Origin of the sequence: Actinomyces bowdenii (assembly GCF_017592395.1) — a bacterium.
Classification (GTDB): domain Bacteria; phylum Actinomycetota; class Actinomycetes; order Actinomycetales; family Actinomycetaceae; genus Actinomyces; species Actinomyces bowdenii.
This window is the reverse complement of the sequence record NZ_JAGFOU010000020.1, coordinates 1-16,517: the sequence shown is the minus strand read 5'-3', so window position 1 is coordinate 16,517 and position 16,517 is coordinate 1. Positions and strand designations below refer to the sequence as shown.

The 16,517-nt window shown below is 72.9% G+C and carries 10 protein-coding genes; 2 read left to right on the top strand and 8 right to left on the bottom strand.

The genetic code is table 11. From position 1 onward, the window contains the following. Positions 1-128: 128 nt before the first annotated feature. The 4 genes from J5X07_RS09425 to gdhA form a co-directional block, all read right to left on the bottom strand. Entirely contained in the window at positions 129-1,142 is a 1,014-nt protein-coding gene (locus tag J5X07_RS09425) for a 1-phosphofructokinase family hexose kinase (RefSeq protein ID WP_124932812.1), read from the bottom strand. After that, a complete protein-coding gene (locus tag J5X07_RS09420; protein WP_208479629.1) occupies positions 1,139-1,909 on the bottom strand; it encodes a DeoR/GlpR family DNA-binding transcription regulator in 771 nt (256 codons plus the stop codon). Before J5X07_RS09420 ends, J5X07_RS09425 begins: the two co-directional genes overlap by 4 nt. A 231-nt stretch (positions 1,910-2,140) precedes the next feature. After that, on the bottom strand, positions 2,141-4,522 hold the full coding sequence (locus J5X07_RS09415) for a bifunctional metallophosphatase/5'-nucleotidase (protein ID WP_208479628.1): 2,382 nt from the start codon (positions 4,520-4,522) through the stop codon (positions 2,141-2,143). A gap of 246 nt (positions 4,523-4,768) precedes the next feature. After that, positions 4,769-6,106 (bottom strand): NADP-specific glutamate dehydrogenase, encoded by a 1,338-nt coding sequence (gdhA, locus tag J5X07_RS09410; protein WP_124932815.1) that lies wholly within the window; start codon positions 6,104-6,106, stop codon positions 4,769-4,771. A gap of 359 nt (positions 6,107-6,465) precedes the next feature. Between gdhA and J5X07_RS09405 the strand changes: the two genes are divergently transcribed. Beyond that, a complete protein-coding gene (locus J5X07_RS09405; protein ID WP_124932816.1) occupies positions 6,466-7,518 on the top strand; it encodes a hypothetical protein in 1,053 nt (350 codons plus the stop codon). 44 nt (positions 7,519-7,562) lie between these two features. Here J5X07_RS09405 and J5X07_RS09400 read toward each other — a convergent pair whose 3' ends face one another. The 3 genes from J5X07_RS09400 to purL all read right to left on the bottom strand — a co-directional run bounded on the left by J5X07_RS09400 (position 7,563) and on the right by purL (position 14,110). Next, positions 7,563-8,291, bottom strand: coding sequence for a CDP-alcohol phosphatidyltransferase family protein (locus tag J5X07_RS09400; RefSeq protein ID WP_208479626.1), 729 nt, complete (start codon positions 8,289-8,291; stop codon positions 7,563-7,565). A gap of 132 nt (positions 8,292-8,423) precedes the next feature. Continuing rightward, a complete protein-coding gene (locus J5X07_RS09395) occupies positions 8,424-11,540 on the bottom strand; it encodes a PD40 domain-containing protein (RefSeq protein WP_208479624.1) in 3,117 nt (1,038 codons plus the stop codon). Between the two features lie 206 nt (positions 11,541-11,746). Next, on the bottom strand, positions 11,747-14,110 hold the full coding sequence (gene purL, locus J5X07_RS09390) for a phosphoribosylformylglycinamidine synthase subunit PurL (RefSeq protein WP_208479622.1): 2,364 nt from the start codon (positions 14,108-14,110) through the stop codon (positions 11,747-11,749). A 225-nt stretch (positions 14,111-14,335) separates the two neighbouring features. Between purL and J5X07_RS09385 the strand changes: the two genes are divergently transcribed. Then, the gene (locus tag J5X07_RS09385) at positions 14,336-15,757 is read left to right on the top strand and encodes a glycosyltransferase (protein WP_208479621.1); all 1,422 of its coding nucleotides are present in this window, start codon (positions 14,336-14,338) and stop codon (positions 15,755-15,757) included. A gap of 628 nt (positions 15,758-16,385) precedes the next feature. Here the strand turns inward: J5X07_RS09385 and J5X07_RS09380 are convergent. After that, the coding region (locus J5X07_RS09380) for an integrase core domain-containing protein (RefSeq protein ID WP_208479657.1) at positions 16,386-16,517 on the bottom strand (132 nt) is incomplete at its 5' end.

Below are 16,517 nucleotides of genomic sequence, written 5' to 3'. Positions count from 1 at the left end.
CCTTGTTGTCCGAGGGCCGCCTCGCGGGCACGAGGCGGAGTGGGTGGTCGTGGGTCGGAGGGCGGATGGGGGCGGTGGCGGCGCGGCCCGGCCGGGCCGGAGGCGCCGCTGGCAGCGGTCCGCCCGGCTCAGGCGAGACGGACGACGACGGCGGGCTGGGCGGGCAGGTCGGCGGGGGTGGGCAGGGCGGTTCCCGGCAGGGAGGCCGCCGCCGAGCCGTAGGCCATGGCCGTGGCCAGGCGCTCGGCCTCATCGCCCCCGCGCACCTCGGCCAGGACGTAGCCGGCCACGGAGGAGTCCCCCGCCCCGACGGTCGAGACCACCGCGACCTCGGGGGCGGTGGCGTGCCAGGCGCCCTGCGCGGTGACCAGGACGGCCCCGGCGGGCCCCAGTGTGGCCATGACGGCGCCGATGCCCAGGTCCACCAGGGCGCGGGCGGCGGCCGCCACCGGCTCCAGGTCGCCGTTGATGGCCCCCTCCTCCAGATCGGAGGCGCCCACCCCGGCCAGTTGGGCGAGCTCCTCGCCGTTGGGCTTGATGAGGTCCGGCGCGGACTCGGGCAGGGCGGCCGCCAGGGCGGCCAGGGGCGCATCGGAGGTGTCCACGGCGATGCGCAGGCCCGGGACGGCCTGGCGCAGGAGGGCCACGAGCCGGGTGTACCAGTCCTCCGGCACGCCGGGCGGCAGGGAGCCGGACAGGATGGCCCAGTGGTGGGCCTCGGGCCGCCCCGCGGCGCCGCCGTCGTGGGCGGACGCGCCCAGCGCTGCGAGCAGCTCCTGCTCGACGGCGCTGATCTCCTCCCGGCTCAGGCCCGCCCCGGGTTCATTGAGCTTGGTGGTGGTGCCGTCGGGCTCGGTGACGGCGGTGTTGATGCGGGCGGCCCCGGAGACCTGGACCGGCAGGGCGGTCAGCTCGGCCATGCCCAGGGCCTCGATGGAGGCCAGGAGGGGGTCGTGGGCGGCGGCGGGCAGCAGGGCGGTGGCCGCCTGCCCGGAGCTGGCCAGGACGCGGGCGACGTTGACACCCTTGCCGCCGGGCTCCACGGTGACGGTGGACAGGCGGTTGACGGCCCCGCGCTGGAGGGGGCCGGGCAGGGTGACGGTGCGGTCGAGCGACGGGTTGGGGGTGAGCGTGAGGATCATGCGACGAGGACCTCTGTTCCGGTGGTGGCGAGTTGGGCGGTCAGGGCAGGGGGCGGCTCGGCATCGAGGACCAGCAGGTCCACGTCGTCGAGGGGCGCGAAGGAGACCAGGTGCTCCTGGCCGATCTTGGAGGCGTCGGCCAGGGCGATCACCCGGCGGGAGGCGCGCACCATGGCGTGCTTGACGGTGGCCTCGTCGGGATCCGGGGTGGACAGGCCGTGCTGGGCGCTGACGCCATTGGTCCCCAGGACGGCCACGTCCACGCGCAGGCGGGCCAGGGCCTCCAGGGCCTCGGAGCCCACGGCGGCCTGCGTCAGCCCGCGGACGTGCCCGCCCAGGATGCGCACGGCCATCTCCCCGCGCGAGGCCAGGAGCGCGGCGGTGAGGACCGAGTTGGTGATGACGGTCAGGCCGGGGACGGCCGGGAGGATCCGGGCCAGGGCTCCGGTGGTGGTGCCCGCGTCGAGCAGGAGGGTGGTGCCCTCGGCCAGGTCCAGGCGGCCCAGGGCGGCCCGGGCGATGGCCTGCTTGGCGGCGGTGTGGAGCTGCTCGCGGTGGGACACGCCGGTCTCGGGCAGCGCCAGGGAGGAGGCGGGGACGGCGCCGCCGTGCACCTTGCGCAGGACCCCGCTGCGGTCCATGGCGGTCAGGTCGCGGCGGATGGTCTCGGGAGTGACGTCGAAGTGCTCAGCGAGGTCGTTGACCTGGACCCGCCCCAGGGCGCGCAACTGATCGAGGATCTGCTCCTGCCTGTGCTGCGCCGCCATGGCTCGCCTCCTGACCTCATCATTGGCCACACCCGGATGTCTGACCGGGCATAACGAACATCCCCAGATGTCTGTTCGGACATCAGTTTACGTCCGTTCGCAGATTCTTGTCCAGAGCGATGTGATCTACTCGACATGCTCGTGCTATGCGCAAGAAATCGGCCGGCCCTCCCCGATGCGGGGAGGGCCGGCCGATCCATCAGAGGGCCCGGCGGGCGGGGGCCTGGAGCCTCAGGAGGCCGAGCGACGGCGTGCCACCAGCAGGAGGCCGCCCGTCAGCAGGGCGAGGGCGAGGACCCCCCACACCGGCGAGGCGCCCGTGCGCGCCAGGGAGCCCGGACCGCTCGGGGCGCCCTCCTGGGGCGCCGCAGTGGTCGCCTGCGCCGGTGGGGCCTGCGTGGGAGTCGCGGGCTGCTCCGGGGCGGGCGGCGCATCCGCGGCCGGGGGCTGCTCGGCGGGCGGCTGGGACCCCGTGGGCGGCTGGGACTCCGTGGGCGTGTCACTGGGCGCGGGGGAGCCCTGCTGCTCCACGGCGGTCTCCACATAGAGGGTGTTGAGGACCCTGCCCTGGGAGTCGACGGTCTCCAGGGTCACGTAGCGGCAGGTCCGGTCGGACTTGGAGCGGCAGGTGGCGGTGGGGGCATCCGCCGGCACGGTGAGATCGAAGGTGGCCTTGCCCGTCGTGGGCCCGGTGGTGTCCACGGCCAGGTCGAGGTCGTGACTGGCGATCTCGGTGGTGCCGTTCATGACCCGCACGCGCCGGGCGCCGGCCTCCTGCTCAGCGGGGTTGGTGTAGGCCAGGCCGTCGAGGGTGACGGTGGCGGTGTCGCGGTCCTTGCCGGTCAGGGTCATGCCGACCTGGCGCTTGTCGTAACCGGCCGAGACGGGCTGGTCGCCGAAGGAGGCCAGGTAGGCCGCGGTGACGTCCCGGTCCAGGACCCCGGTGTTGACCTCCTCGTGGCCGGCCAGCGCGTCGTAGCCGTCCCCGCCCTCCAGGACGAAGGAGTTGGAGGCGACGACCACCGTGTCGGTGTCGCTCAGGGGGTGGTCGTCGACGACGATCTCGCGCACCACCTTGGCGCGGGCGGCCTTGATGTCCTCGGCGCGGGTGGAGGCCTCGGCGCCCGAGGCGGCGAGGTCGGCCTGGATCGCGGCCAGCTCGGCCTCCGCGGAGGCGTCCAGCACCACGCCGACATTGCTGGACAGGCCCAGGGTCAGCACCGAGCGGCTCGCCCCGGGCTGCCACTGCTGGGCCAGGAGCGCCTTGAGCTCGGCACCGGTGAGGGTGGTGTAGGCCATCTCATTGCCGAAGGGCTGGACCGTGTAGGCCTCCCCGGAGGTCAGCACCCCGTCCCCCTCCTTGGCATCGCTGGAGGCGTAGAGGTAGTCGGCCCTCACTCCCCCGGCGTTCATCAGGCCCACGTAGTACGTGGAGTCCGCAGGCTGGATGCTGGTGGCCAGCCAGTGGCGGAAGGACTCGGCGATGACATTGGAGGCGGTGGACTCCGTGCCACGGTGCCCGCCGGGGCCGGTGCCATCCGATCCGCGCAGGAAGTCCGAGCCGATCCGGGCCAGGGGCTTGGCGCCCTGGGCCGAGGAGTCGGCCTCGGCCTTGGAGACGATGCCCGCCACGCCGTAGGCGTCGGTGGTGCAGCCGGAGGTCTTGAGGTCCTTGTTCTCCGCGGCCACCACACTGGTGCGCTTGGTGGCGGGGTCGTAGCTCAGGGAGATGCGCCCCAGGGCCCAGCCGTAGTGGTCCGCCTGGACCACCGCGATCTGGTTGCCCTCGGCGCCGGTGACCGTCTGGGCGAAGGGGACGTGGGTGTGACCGGCGAACACGGCGTCGACGCTCTTGTTGAAGGAGCCCGCCGTCAGCGCGGCGTCCTCGTGGGACAGCACCACGACGACGTCGGCCTCGCCGTTGGCGGCATCGCCGTCCTTGAGCTCGCTGGCCTTGGCGTTGGCGGTCTGCACCGCGGGGCTCAGGGTCAGGGAGGCCAGGGCCGAGGGCGGGACCAGGGTCGGCAGCTCATCGGTGACGGCGCCGACGAAGGCCACGCGCACCCCGCCGGTCTCCTTGATGAACACGCCGTTGCCCGCGCCCTCGGCGCTCAGGGGCGCCGACCCGCTGACATTGGCGGCCAGCACCGGGGCGTCGGTGGCGCCCAGGATGCGGCCCTCGAGGTCGGGCAGGCCCTTGTCGAGCTCGTGGTTGCCCAGGGCGGAGGCATCCAGCCCCATCGCGTTGAGCACATCGATGGTGGGCTGGTCCTGCAGGACCGAGGAGACATAGGCCGATCCGCCCACCGAGTCCCCTGCGGAGACGAGCAGGGTGTTGGGGTTGCTGGCGCGGGCGGTGGAGACCTCGCAGGCCAGCGTCACGGCACCGGGATCCTCCACGCTGACCTGGCCGGTGGCCTTGTCAGTCCGGGTGGTGCGGGAGATGTGGCCGTGGAGGTCGGTGATGCCGAGCAGGTCGATCGTGACCGCCTGCCCCTCCTGGGGCGGGGGAGCAGCGGGCTTATCCTCGTCAGCAGCAGCGATGGGCGCGGCGGCGGCCAGGGCAAGGGCGCTCAGAGCGGCGGCGGCCTTGGCGAGGGGGAGTGTTCTCATCAGAGTCCTCGAAGGGCGGGATTACGGAACGGTTACACAGTACGCCGGTCATCGCCCCTCCACGCGGAAATGGCAGAGATCACCCCGGGTTCTTGGCCCATCTCATAGAGCGCGCCTCCGGCCTGGTCGACCGCCCCCACTGCGGACGATGCCGCCCGCCCCGGCCGGGGCGGGCGGCATCAGCGCTGCTCAGGGGGCCGGGTCCCGCAACCGGCGCTCGGCCTCAGGCTCCGGGACGCGCTCGGCTCACACGATGCCGTGGGAGATCATGACATCGGCCACACGGGTGAAGCCCGCGGCATTGGCACCCAGCACGTAGTCGCCGGGGCGGCCGTACTCCTCGGCTGCGCTCACGCAGGAGTCGTGGATGTCCTGCATGATCCCGGCGAGCTTGGACTCGGCCTTCTCGAAGCTCCAGCGGGTGCGGCCCGCGTTCTGCGCCATCTCCAGGGCCGAGGTGGCCACACCACCGGCGTTGGCCGCCTTGCCGGGGCCGAAGAGGATGCCCGCGGCCAGGAAGGCCTCCACGGCCTCGGGGGTGGAGGGCATGTTGGCGCCCTCGGAGACCACGCCGCAGCCGCCCCGCAGCAGGGTGGCAGCAGCGTCCCCATCGAGCTCGTTCTGGGTGGCGCAGGGCAGGGCGACGTCGGCCGGGACGTCCCAGACCGAGCCCCCGGTGACCAGGCGGGCGCCGGGGCGGCGCTCGACGTAGTCGGCCACGCGGCCGCGCTCGACCTCCTTGACCTGCTTGAGCAGCTCCAGGTCCACGCCGGCCTCGTCGACGACGTAGCCGGAGGAGTCGGAGAAGGTGATGGGGGTGGCGCCGAGCTGCTGGGCCTTCTCGATGGCGTAGATCGCCACGTTCCCCGCTCCGGAGACGACGACCCTCTTGCCCTCCAGGGACTCGCCCTTGGTGGCGAGCATCGACTGGGCGAACAGGACGGCGCCGTAGCCGGTGGCCTCGGTGCGCACGAGCGATCCGCCCCAGGCCAGGCCCTTGCCGGTGAGGACCCCGGCGTCATAGGAGTTGCGCAGTCGCTTGTACTGGCCGAACATGTAGCCGATCTCGCGGCCGCCCACGCCGATGTCGCCCGCGGGAACGTCAGTGCTGGGGCCGATGTGCCGGGAGAGCTCGGTCATGAAGGACTGGCAGAAGCGCATGACCTCGGCGTCGGAGCGCCCGTGGGGGTCGAAGTCCGAGCCGCCCTTGCCCCCGCCGATGCCCTGAGCGGTCAGGGCGTTCTTGAAGATCTGCTCGAAGCCGAGGAACTTGATGATCCCGGCGTTGACCGAGGGGTGGAAGCGCAGGCCGCCCTTGTAGGGGCCCAGCGCGGAGTTGAACTCGATGCGGAAGCCGCGGTTGACCTGGACGTTGCCCGCGTCGTCGACCCACGGCACCCGGAACATGATCTGGCGCTCGGGCTCGACGAGGCGCTCCAGCAGGGCGGCCTCGGCGTAGTGGGGGTGCTTGGCGATGACGGGGTCGAGGGACTCCAGCACCTCGCGGACGGCCTGGTGGAACTCGGCCTCTCCACGGTTGCGGGCCACGACCTGCTCATAGACCTTCTCGACAACGTCCTGCATACTGCTTCTCCTTCACCGCGCAGGCAAACTCTCAAACTCGGCACCTGGCTGCCGCCCCGGTGCCGGGCTCAGATTCCCACTCAAGCGTTCACTGGGGCGAAACACCGCGTCATCTGGTGGAAACCTGGGCCCCACGGGTGGAGGCGCACTCCCCCGCAGTGCCGCCGCAGACACCAGGGGCGCCGCGCAGCCGGGCACGCGGATCCGCCTGCCCGGCAGTGGCGCAGGCAACACCGGCCTGTCCACATCCCGGGCGCATCCGCGTGCCGGCGCCTCCGCGGAGCCCGACAGCGGCGGGGCCCGCCTTCTCCTCCCCCAGGCCGAGGAGAAGGCGGGCCCCTGGCCCTATCATCAGCACGATGCTCCGACACGCCCCCTCCCGCCGCTCCGGCCCGCCCACCACCATGGCCGGGCTCATCACCCTGCGCTCCGCGGTGGAGCTTCCGATCGTCCAGCGCCACGCCCTGGAGGCCGAGACGCTGAGGCGGGTCGCGGAGGTCGACCGCGTCGGGGACCTCACCTGCTTCAACGTCGCCGAGGTGCCCGAGCTGGCGAGCCTGAGCCGCCCCTCGGACTTCTTCAGCCCCGATGAGCACGGCTGGGCCCTGGGGCACGCCCTGAGCCACGCCGTTGAGCACGGGCAGAGGCTGTGGCTGTGCGAGGCCACCCCCGCGCAGGTCGAGGCGCTGCAGGCGCTGCTCGGCGAGGACCTCGTGCACCTGGCCAACGCCCTGTCCGACCAGACCGGGGCCGCCGCCCTCATGCCGGGGAGCACGGACCGCGCGGCGGCCCGCTGCGGTGCGGCCGCCTGCGTGGTGGCCCTCAGCCCCCGCGCCCTGCTGGACCGGTGGGCCAAGGGAGGCCCCGAGCAGGTCGCCTACCTGCGCACCGTCCTGGAGGGGACCGACCCGCTGCGGGTCTCGCGGCACATCCTGGAGGCGCTCAAGTCGGCCCAGGTCAGCCTTCTGCCGCGCTCCAGCATCACCCGCCTGCTGCACAACCCCCGTTTCCTGGCCTACGCGACGGTCTTCATCTACTCCTCCCTGCGGGCGCTGCCCGCGGCCCTGGCCCCGGGCTTCCACGGCAACCCCTGGGTGCTGTGGACCATCGACATCGTCACCGCCGTGCCCTACACCTGGGGCATCATCGCCATGGTGGCGGGCAAGCGCCTGCGCATCCGCATGCTCGGCCTGGTCATCACCCTGACCACCTTCATCGCCCCCTACCTGTACTTCTTCGCCCGCGGGCAGGACTACCCCGCGTGGGTCCTGCTCGTCGTGGGGGCGCTGGTCCTCCTCACCCTCCTGCTCGAGGGAGGGCGCTGGCTGCGCGACATCGGTGTGGCCCGGGGGGTCCAGGACCTTCCCGGGGCCAGGGGCGGGGCCGCTCCCGATCGCGCCACCGGCGGCTGATCGCCCCGTGCGCGATGGCGCCCGGCCGCGGCAGGGCGCCGCAGTCAGGCGCGAGCGGCCTCGTCGACCCCGCGGATCGAGCGCAGGACGCCGACGAGCATGAACCAGCCCCCGGCGATGACCACCCCTGCCACCAGGGGCAGGGGGCGGGAGGGGTGGATCGCCACCAGCCAGCTGCTGGCCACCAGCCACACCCCCGCCGAGGCGATGTTGAGGGCGCGGAACCGCTTGACCCGCGCGGGATGCACGTAGTGGGTGGGCACCAGGGTCAGGATCGCCAGGATGATGGTCACCGGCACGTTGACCCAGGCGGGCGTGCCCAGGACGTAGAACATGAGGGCCACGATGTTCCAGGCCGCCGGGAAGCCCACGAAGTAGTAGTCGGTGGACTTCCAGTTCTTGTTGGCGTAGCAGAACATGGAGGAGCTCAGGATGAGGATGAGCATGAGCGCCTTGACCGGTCCGGCGCCCATGGGCAGGTACAGGTACATGAAGAGCGCCGGGATGAAGGTCCAGGTGAGGTAGTCCACGACGATGTCCACGATGACGCCGTCGAACCAGGGGATGATCTCGGCGACGCGGGTGCGCCGGGCCAGGGTGCCATCCACGCCGTCCACGACGAGTGCCACCAGCAGCCACACCCACATCCAGGTGATCTCCTGGTGGATCGCGGCCAGGGTGGCCAAGGAGGCCCAGACCAGCCCGGACATGGTCAGGCAGTGCACCGCCCAGGCGGCCGCCCGAGCCTTGAGCGGGTAGTGGGTGGTCGTCACGGGTGCTCCTCTCGGCAGGTGGTACCTGGCAGAGTCTATGCACCTTCCCGCCGACGTACGTCCCAGGGAGAATCCGCCGGTGGCCGGCCGCGCCCCGCACCCGTTCGAGCGCCGCCCGGCCGGGCCCCCGCCTCAGAAGCGGAAGCTGCGGAAGTCGAAGGGGTAGATGCCCATCGGGTTCCAGTGAGCCACGAGCAGGCCCCCGGCATAGGTGCCCTCGCGCCAGACCTCGCTCTCGATGAGGACCCCGCTGTCGGGCAGCTCGCTGAGGGTCAGGCGGTGGCGGCCGTCGGCGTACTCATCCGCCCTCTGGATCGGGTAGAGGCTCAGCTCGGAGGCGGGCACGGGGAAGCGGTCGATCTGCTCCTCCAGGGCGGAGAGCGAATCGCCCGAGATCCCGTAGCGGCTGGCCAGCTCGTTGAGGTCGCGCCGCGCAATGGCCGAGACGAACTCCTCCACCTCGGTGTAGATCCGACGCCGCAGCCCGGGGTCCCCCCAGGGCTCGGGCGCGGCCTCGTCCTGCGGCACCGGGACGGCGGCAGGGCCGGCGTCGGGCTCGGACCGCTCTCCCTCCCGCCCCTCGACCAGTGCCCGGGACTGGTCGGACGGCGCCTGGCCCTGGGCAGCCGCGGCCGGCTCCGCCCCGGAGGCGACGGCAGCCGTGCCGGGGGCGTCGGCGGCTCCAGGGGCCTCGGGCCCGGCGGGCCGCACGCTCTCGGCGGGGGCCTGCCCCGGCTGCTCCGGCGGCTCGGCCGGGGCCTCGGCGGCATGGGCGCCGCGGCGCGGCTGCCCCACGGGGGCCGAGACATGGGCGTCCCCGGAGAGCAGGGCGAGATCGGGCATCGGCGCCCCCTCGGGGCTGTCGGCATCCACCGCGGGCAGGATGTCCCACGGGCTGGGGGCGGCGCCATGACCGCTGGAGTCATCGGCCACCAGGGACAGGTCGGGCGCGGGGCCCTCAGTGCGCTCGGCGCCCTCAAGCGCCTCGGCCTGCGAGCCCGGCTCGGGCCCGTCGGCCTGGGGGGCCGGCTCAGCGGACCAGGCCGCCGACTCGGGACGGCTCACGGCCTCCTCCCGGGCCGGCAGCGCGTGCCTCCCGTGCTCCGCGCGGTGGGCGCCGTCCAGCGCCTCAGGGGACGGCTCGCCGCCGGGGGCGCGGGAGCCCTCGGCCTCCTCCCCGGGCGCACCGGCCGCAGCACCGGCCGTCCGGTCCTCCTCCCCTGCGGCCTGGAGGGGCAGCGGCTCGGCCCGCCGCGGTGTCATGAGCACGCGGGTCAGGCGGCCCTCCAGGACCTCGGGGCGGGCCAGGAAGTCCCAGACCCGCTCGGAGCCCGCGCGCAGCCCCAGGGTGGGGGCGTCGAGCACCGCGACCTCGCCGTCGGGCAGGAAGCAGAAGAAGGGGCCGGTCATCTCGCCGGTCCCGGCGTCCCACAGCCGCACCGTGGCGTCCTCGGAGCCGGTGATGATGCGCGCGCCATCCGGGCTCCACTGCGCGGCGGTCACCCCGAAGCGGTGGCCGGCCAGGGTGAGCACGACCTTGCCGGAGACCTCGTCCCACACCCGCGCCACGCCGTCGTCGAAGCCGGCCAGGACGCGCTGGCCATCCGGGCTCCAGGCGAAGGAGCGCACCATGGCGCCCTGGCCCGCGAGCCTGACCAGCTCCCCGCCGGTGATGGCATCCCACACGTGCCCATCGCCGTCGGCGCTGCCGGTGACCACCCGGGGGCCGCCCCGGGTCCAGGCGACCTCGCGCACCCAGTCGTGGGTGAAGGTGCGCACCACCTTGCCGGTGGCGGTGTCCCAGATGCGGGCGCTGCCGTCCTGGGAGCCGGTCAGGGCCCGCGCGCCATTGGGGCTCCAGGCCACCGAGGTGACGATGTCGGAGTGGCCCTCCAGCTCCAGCAGGGCGGTGCCGCGGTCGGCATCCCAGATGACCGCCATCGAGCCGCCCACGCCGGTGAGCAGGCGCCGGCCCTCCGGGCTCCAGGCGAAGGCGTTGACCTCATCGAGGCCCGCCGTCAGCGACAGGATCCCCTCCCCGGTGCTGGCGTTGAGCACGGACACGCCGCGCGAGAAGTAGGAGTCCGCGGCCAAGCGGCTGCCGTCGGGGCTCCAGCCGAAGCTGGACAGCTCGGTGTCCTGGACGTCGACGGTCAGCACGGGCTCGCCCGAGGCCAGGTCCCACACGCGGGTCCCGCCGATCTTGGCGCCCACGACGACCCGGCTGCCCTCGGGGCTCCAGGCCACGGCGTCCACGCTGTTGCCCGGCCCCAGCACCTTGACGCACTCGCCGGTGACCGGGTCCCAGATGCGCACGGTGTGGTCGTGGGAGCCGGTGGCCACGCGGGTGGAGTCCGGGCTCCAGGCCAGGGAGCAGGCCCACTTGCCGTGCCCCACCAGGGTCATCAGCTCCACCCCGGTGCTGGCATCCCACACATGGGCCGAGGAGTCGCCCAGGTCGTCGGTGATGATGCGGGTGGAGTCCGGGCTCCAGGCCACGGTGCTCACCCAGTACTCGCCGCTGAGGGTCATCAGGTGGGCGCCGGTGGCCGCATCCCACACCCGGGGCATGGACTCGTCGGAGGCGGTGATGATGCGGGTGGAGTCCGGGCTCCAGGCCAGGCCGGTCATGGGCTCGACCGCGCCGTCCTCGCCCTGGGCGGTGTCCTGGACCGGGATGGGGCCCACATGGAGCAGCTCGGTGCCGGTGGTGACGTCCCAGATGCGGGCGGTGCCGTCGTCGGAGGCGGTGGCCACGCGGGTGCGGTCCGGGCTCCAGGCCACGGCCGTGACATTGTCGGCGTGGCCGACCAGGGTGCGCACGGTCTCGCCGGTGGCGGCATCCCAGATGCGGGCGGCGTCGTCCTCCATGCGCGTGATGAGGCGGGTGGAGTCCGGGCTCCAGGCCACCGCGCCGCCGATGGCCCGCCCGCCCAGGTCCAGCAGGAGGAGGTCCTCACCGGTGTCCGCGTCCCAGATGCGGGCGGTGTGCTCCTCCGAGGTGGTGGCCAGGCGCCTGCCATCGGGGCTCCAGGCCGCGGCGTTGACCGAGCCTCCGCGGCCGGTGAGGGCGAAGAGCTCGCCGCCGCTGGCCGCATCCCACACGCGGGCGGTGCCGTCATGGGACCCGGAGAGGATCCGCGTGCCGTCCGGGCTCCAGGCGAGCCCCCACAGGGCATCGAAGTGGCCTGCATAGAGGGACACCCGGCGCGGGTCGATCGTCTCGGAGGTCTCTGATGGCGCAGTCATGCTCGAAGTCTATGGAGAACGCCTTGGTGTCCGCTGGATCTTCCGCCCATCGCGAGCACCGACCGCCGTTATCCACGCGTGACCGTCCCGGAGGCGGTACGTTAGTCAGCCGGGCCCTCGGCCCCCCGCTCCGTGATGCGGCTGTGATCATGAGGGCCCTCGCCGGGCCCCGCCGGCACGGTGCCGGCACCGTGCCGGCGGGCCGGTCAGAACAGAGCCGGCAGCGCGCCCTCCACGCCCTCGCGCAGCTCGTCCAGGTCCAGGATGAGGGGGTGGCCCGCGCCCCCGTCGGCCAGCAGGTCGCCGCCGGTGACCACGAGCAGGTCCCCACCGGTGGTGCCCAGGCGGGCCACGGGGACGTCCTCGGCCTCGGCGGCCGCGACGACCACCGCGACCGCGGCCTCGGGCACCGCCACGACGGCGCGCGCGCCGGACTCCGAGAGCAGGGCCGTGAAGTCGTCGATCCCCTCGCCCTCAACCGCCGTCAGGTCCACACTGGCGCCCACGCCGCAGCGCAGGCAGGAGTCCACGAGGGTCTGGATGAGTCCCCCCGAGGAGCAGTCGTGGGCGGCGCGCACCAGGGGCCCGGCGCCGTCGGGCAGGTCCGCCCCGTGGAGGGCGAGCAGGACCCGGCCCAGGGCCATCTCCGCCTCCAGGTCCACCCGCGGGGGCAGGCCGCCCAGGTGCCCGTGGATGGCGCGGGCCCAGGCCGAGCCGTCCAGCTCATCGGCGGTGGCGCCCAGGGCCATGATGGCCAGGCCCTCCTCATGCCAGCCCGAGGGGCGCACCCGGCTGACGTCGTCCATCACCCCCAGGACCCCGACCACGGGGGTGGGGTTGATGGAGGAGTCGATGCGGCCCTTGTCCTTGCCGTGGGAGTTGTACAGGGACACGTTGCCGCCGGTGACGGGCACGCCCATGGCGGCGCAGGCATCGGCCAGCCCGGTGATGGCCTCCACCAGCTGCCACATGGCGTCGGGGTCCTCCGGCGAGCCGAAGTTGAGGCAGTCGGTGACGGCTATGGGGCGCGCCCCCACGGTGCACACGTTGCGGTAGGACTCGGCCAGGGCCTGAGCCGCGCCGGTGGCGGGGTCGAGCTTGGTGTAGCGGCCGTTGGCGTCGGTGGAGACGGCCACGCCCAGTCCACTGGCCTCATCGACGCGGATGACCCCGGCGTCGTCGGGCTGGGACAGGGCGGTGCTGCCGCGCACGAAGCGGTCGTACTGGTCGGTGATCCAGGCGGTGGAGGCCTGGTTGGGGTCGGTGACCACGGCGCGCACCTGCTCGGCGAGCGCGGCGGCGCTGCCGGGGCGCTCCAGGCGCGCGGAGGTGTCGGCGTTGAGCTCGTCCTGCCAGGCGGGGCGGGCGTAGGGGCGCTCGTAGGTGGGGCCCTCGTGGGCCACGGTGCGCGGGTCGACGTCCACGATCCGCTCCCCGAAGTGGTCGATGGTCAGGCGCCCCGAGCCGTTGACCTCGCCGATGACCGAGGCCTCGACGTCCCAGCGATCGATGACCGCCATGAAGTCCTCCAGCCGCTCCGGGGCGACGACGGCCATCATGCGCTCCTGGGACTCGCTCATGAGGATCTCGCCGGCGGTGAGGCTGGGGTCGCGCAGCAGGACCCTCTCCAGGTCCACGTGCATGCCGCCATCACCGTTGGAGGCCAGCTCGGAGGTGGCGCAGGAGATGCCGGCGGCCCCCAGGTCCTGGATGCCCAGGACCAGGCCCGCGCCGAACAGGTCCAGGCAGCACTCGATGAGGACCTTCTCCATGAAGGGGTCGCCCACCTGCACCGAGGGGCGCTTGGCCGGCATGCCGTCCTCGAAGGACTCGCTGGCCAGGATGGAGGCGCCGCCGATGCCGTCCCCGCCGGTGCGCGCCCCGAAGAGCACCACCTTGTTGCCCTGCCCCGAGGCGTTGGCCAGGTGGATGTCCTCGTGGCGCAGCACGCCCACGCACAGGGCGTTGACCAGGGGGTTGTCCTGGTAGGAGGGGTCGAACTCGGTCTCCCCGCCGATATTGGGCAGGCCCAGGCTGTTGCCGTAGGTGCCGACCCCGGCCACGACGCCGTGGACGACGCGCGCGGTGTCGGGGTGGTCGACGGCGCCGAAGCGCAGCTGGTCCATGACGGCCACGGGCCGGGCGCCCATGGAGATGATGTCGCGCACGATCCCGCCCACACCGGTGGCCGCGCCCTGGTAGGGCTCGACGAAGCTGGGGTGGTTGTGCGACTCGACCTTGTAGGTGACCGCCCATCCCTGGCCGATGTCCACCACCCCGGCGTTCTGCCCCATGCCCACCAGGAGGTGGGCGCGCATCTGCTCGGTGGTCTTGTCCCCGAACTGGCGCAGGTGGATCTTGGAGGACTTGTAGGAGCAGTGCTCGGACCACATGACCGAGTACATGGCCAGCTCGGCATTGGTGGGGCGGCGGCCCAGCAGGGTGCGGATGGACTCGTACTCCTCGGCCTTGAGGCCGAGCTCGGCCCAGGGCATCTCCTGGTCCGGGGTGGCGGCGGCGTCCTGGACGGTGTCGGAGTGCGGTGCGGGGGCGTGCGGCTCAGGCGCCATGGGTGCTCCTGGGTGTCAGGGGGATGCGGTCAGGTGCGACGGGTGGCACTGCGGCCAGGGGAAGCGTATCGGACCGGCGGCCCGCCGGACGGGGAGGGTCCCGAGCGGGTCCCGGGCACCGCTCCACGGCAGGCCCACGGCGCATCCACGGCATATCCACGGCATATCCACGGCACGCCAGGCCCAAGTGCTGCGCCTCACACGATTTAGGGGCAAGATCGGAGCATGAGAGACATCGACGTCGCCCCGCTGCCCCTCTCGGACCTCGAGAGCCATCTCGATGAGGTCGCCATCCGCCGCCTCCATGCGGGCATAGAGGCCGCCCGGGCCCTGCTGGAGGGCCGCACCGTGTGGAGCGTCACGCCCACGGCCGCCGCGGGCGCCGGCCCGGCCGAGACGGTGGCCTCCCTGGTGGGCTATGCGCGCGGGCTGGGCCTGGAGGCGCGCTGGCTGGCCCTCGACGCGCCGGCGGAGTTCACCCGGATCGCCGACCGCCTGCATGCGGGCATCCACGGGGACAGGGGCGACGGCGGCAAGCTGAGCGAGAAGCAGCGGGACATCTACGAGCACGTCCTGGCCTCCAATGCGGACAACATCATCGAGGAGATCCGCCCCGACGACATCGTCATCCTCCACGACCCGCCCACCGCGGGCCTGGCCCGGGCCGTCAAGGCCACGGGGGCCTCGGTGGTCTGGCGCTGCCACGCGGGGACCGAGGAGGCCGGGGAGGCCGCGGCCCACGCCTGGGCCTTCCTGGACCGCTACCTGGAGGACGTCGACCTCACAGTGGTCTCGCGCCCCGAGTACCGGCCCCCCTACATCGAGGAGGAGCGCTGCGCGATCCTGGCGCCCTCGATCGACGCCGACTCCCCGAAGAACCGGGTCCTGGACCTGGATGAGGCCTGGTCGGTGGCCCGTCTCGCGGGGATCTTCGCCGGGGAGCCGCCCTTCGCCGCGGTGCCCTTCATGCGCCATGACGGGCGGGCCGACGCCTTCCGGGGCCTGGAGGGCCCGCCCATGGCCTGGGGCGCACCAGTGCCCCTGGGGAGCCGGGCCATCACCCAGGTCAACCGCTGGGACCGCCTCAAGGGCGGCCTGGAGCTGGTGGAGGCCTTCGCCGAGGGCATCGCCGCCCTTCCCGGGGACGCCCACCTGCTCCTGGTGGGGCCGCGCCCGGATACCGACCAGGATGCGGGCTCGGCCCGGGTGCTCTCGGAGATCGTCGAGCGCTGCTCCCTGCTGCCGGAGTCGGTGGCGCAGCGGGTGCATGTGGCGGCGGTGAGCATGGAGGACCGGGAGGTCAACGCCACCGTGGTCAATGCGGTGCAGCGGGTCTCCTCGGTGGTCACGCAGCGCTCACTGGTGGAGGCCTTCGGCCTGACGGTCGCCGAGGCGATGTGGAAGAAGGCCCCCGTGGTGGCCTCCGCCGTGGGCGGCATCCGCGATCAGATCGAGGACGGCGTCGACGGCGTTCTCGTCGATCCCACTGACGCCACCGCCTGGGCCCAGGCGGTGGCCGACCTGCTGCTGTTCCCGGAGCGGGCCGCTGAGATGGGAGCCGCGGCCCATGAGTCCGTGCGCAGGGAGTTTCTGCCCAACCGCCATATGCTCGACCTCCTGGAGGTGCTGGCGCGCCTGGTCGGCTAGGCGGTCGAGGAGCGCCGGTCGGGGGGATCGCCTCACCGGGGGTGGGCTACGGCATGCCCGTGGGGCGCCGGGCCGCCGGGAATGGTTGCACCCCGAACCCCACTCCCTGCATTCTCCCAGGATTCCAGGGGTCTTCCCACGGGAATCTCACCCACCTCCCTCAGAAGGCTTTTGAGCGATACTCAGCCGTTCCGGCCGCCGCGCGACGCGCCCCGAAGTTATCCACAGGATCTATCCACAGGGCTGTGCACCTGAGTGTGGAGTCGCGGCATCACGCCCCTCCCCTTGTGAACATACGCCCGAATGTGATCCGGCGACCCGCCCACCGGTGCTCAGGGCTGCGTCCCGCATCGCTCCCCCGGCCCGGGAGCCTCCGCGCAGCATGTGCCCTTTCTCGCATGTTTCCGCGCGAATCGCGCATGCGCTCCCGATCATCGCCTTATCGCGATGAGCGGTGGGCAAGGCGCCCGGGAGGGTGCTCGCGAGGCTCCCCCGTGACCGCCCGCACCTGTGCCCCGCCCCGAGAGGCCGGGCTGTCGCCCGCCTTCTGCGGGGGATGTTCACGGGGATGCCCACAAGCTGCCGCAGAGTCTGTGGATAACGACAATGACGGCTCCGGCTCCCTCTGCTAGGTGTTCTTCCTCGTGAGGTTGTGAACGCGTTGTGAGGGGGTTTGGCCTGCGATGCCTGTGTGGGGTCGGTGGTGATTGTAGTGGTGGAGCCACTGGTCGTAGGCCTGTTCGCGTTCGGTCTCGCTGGT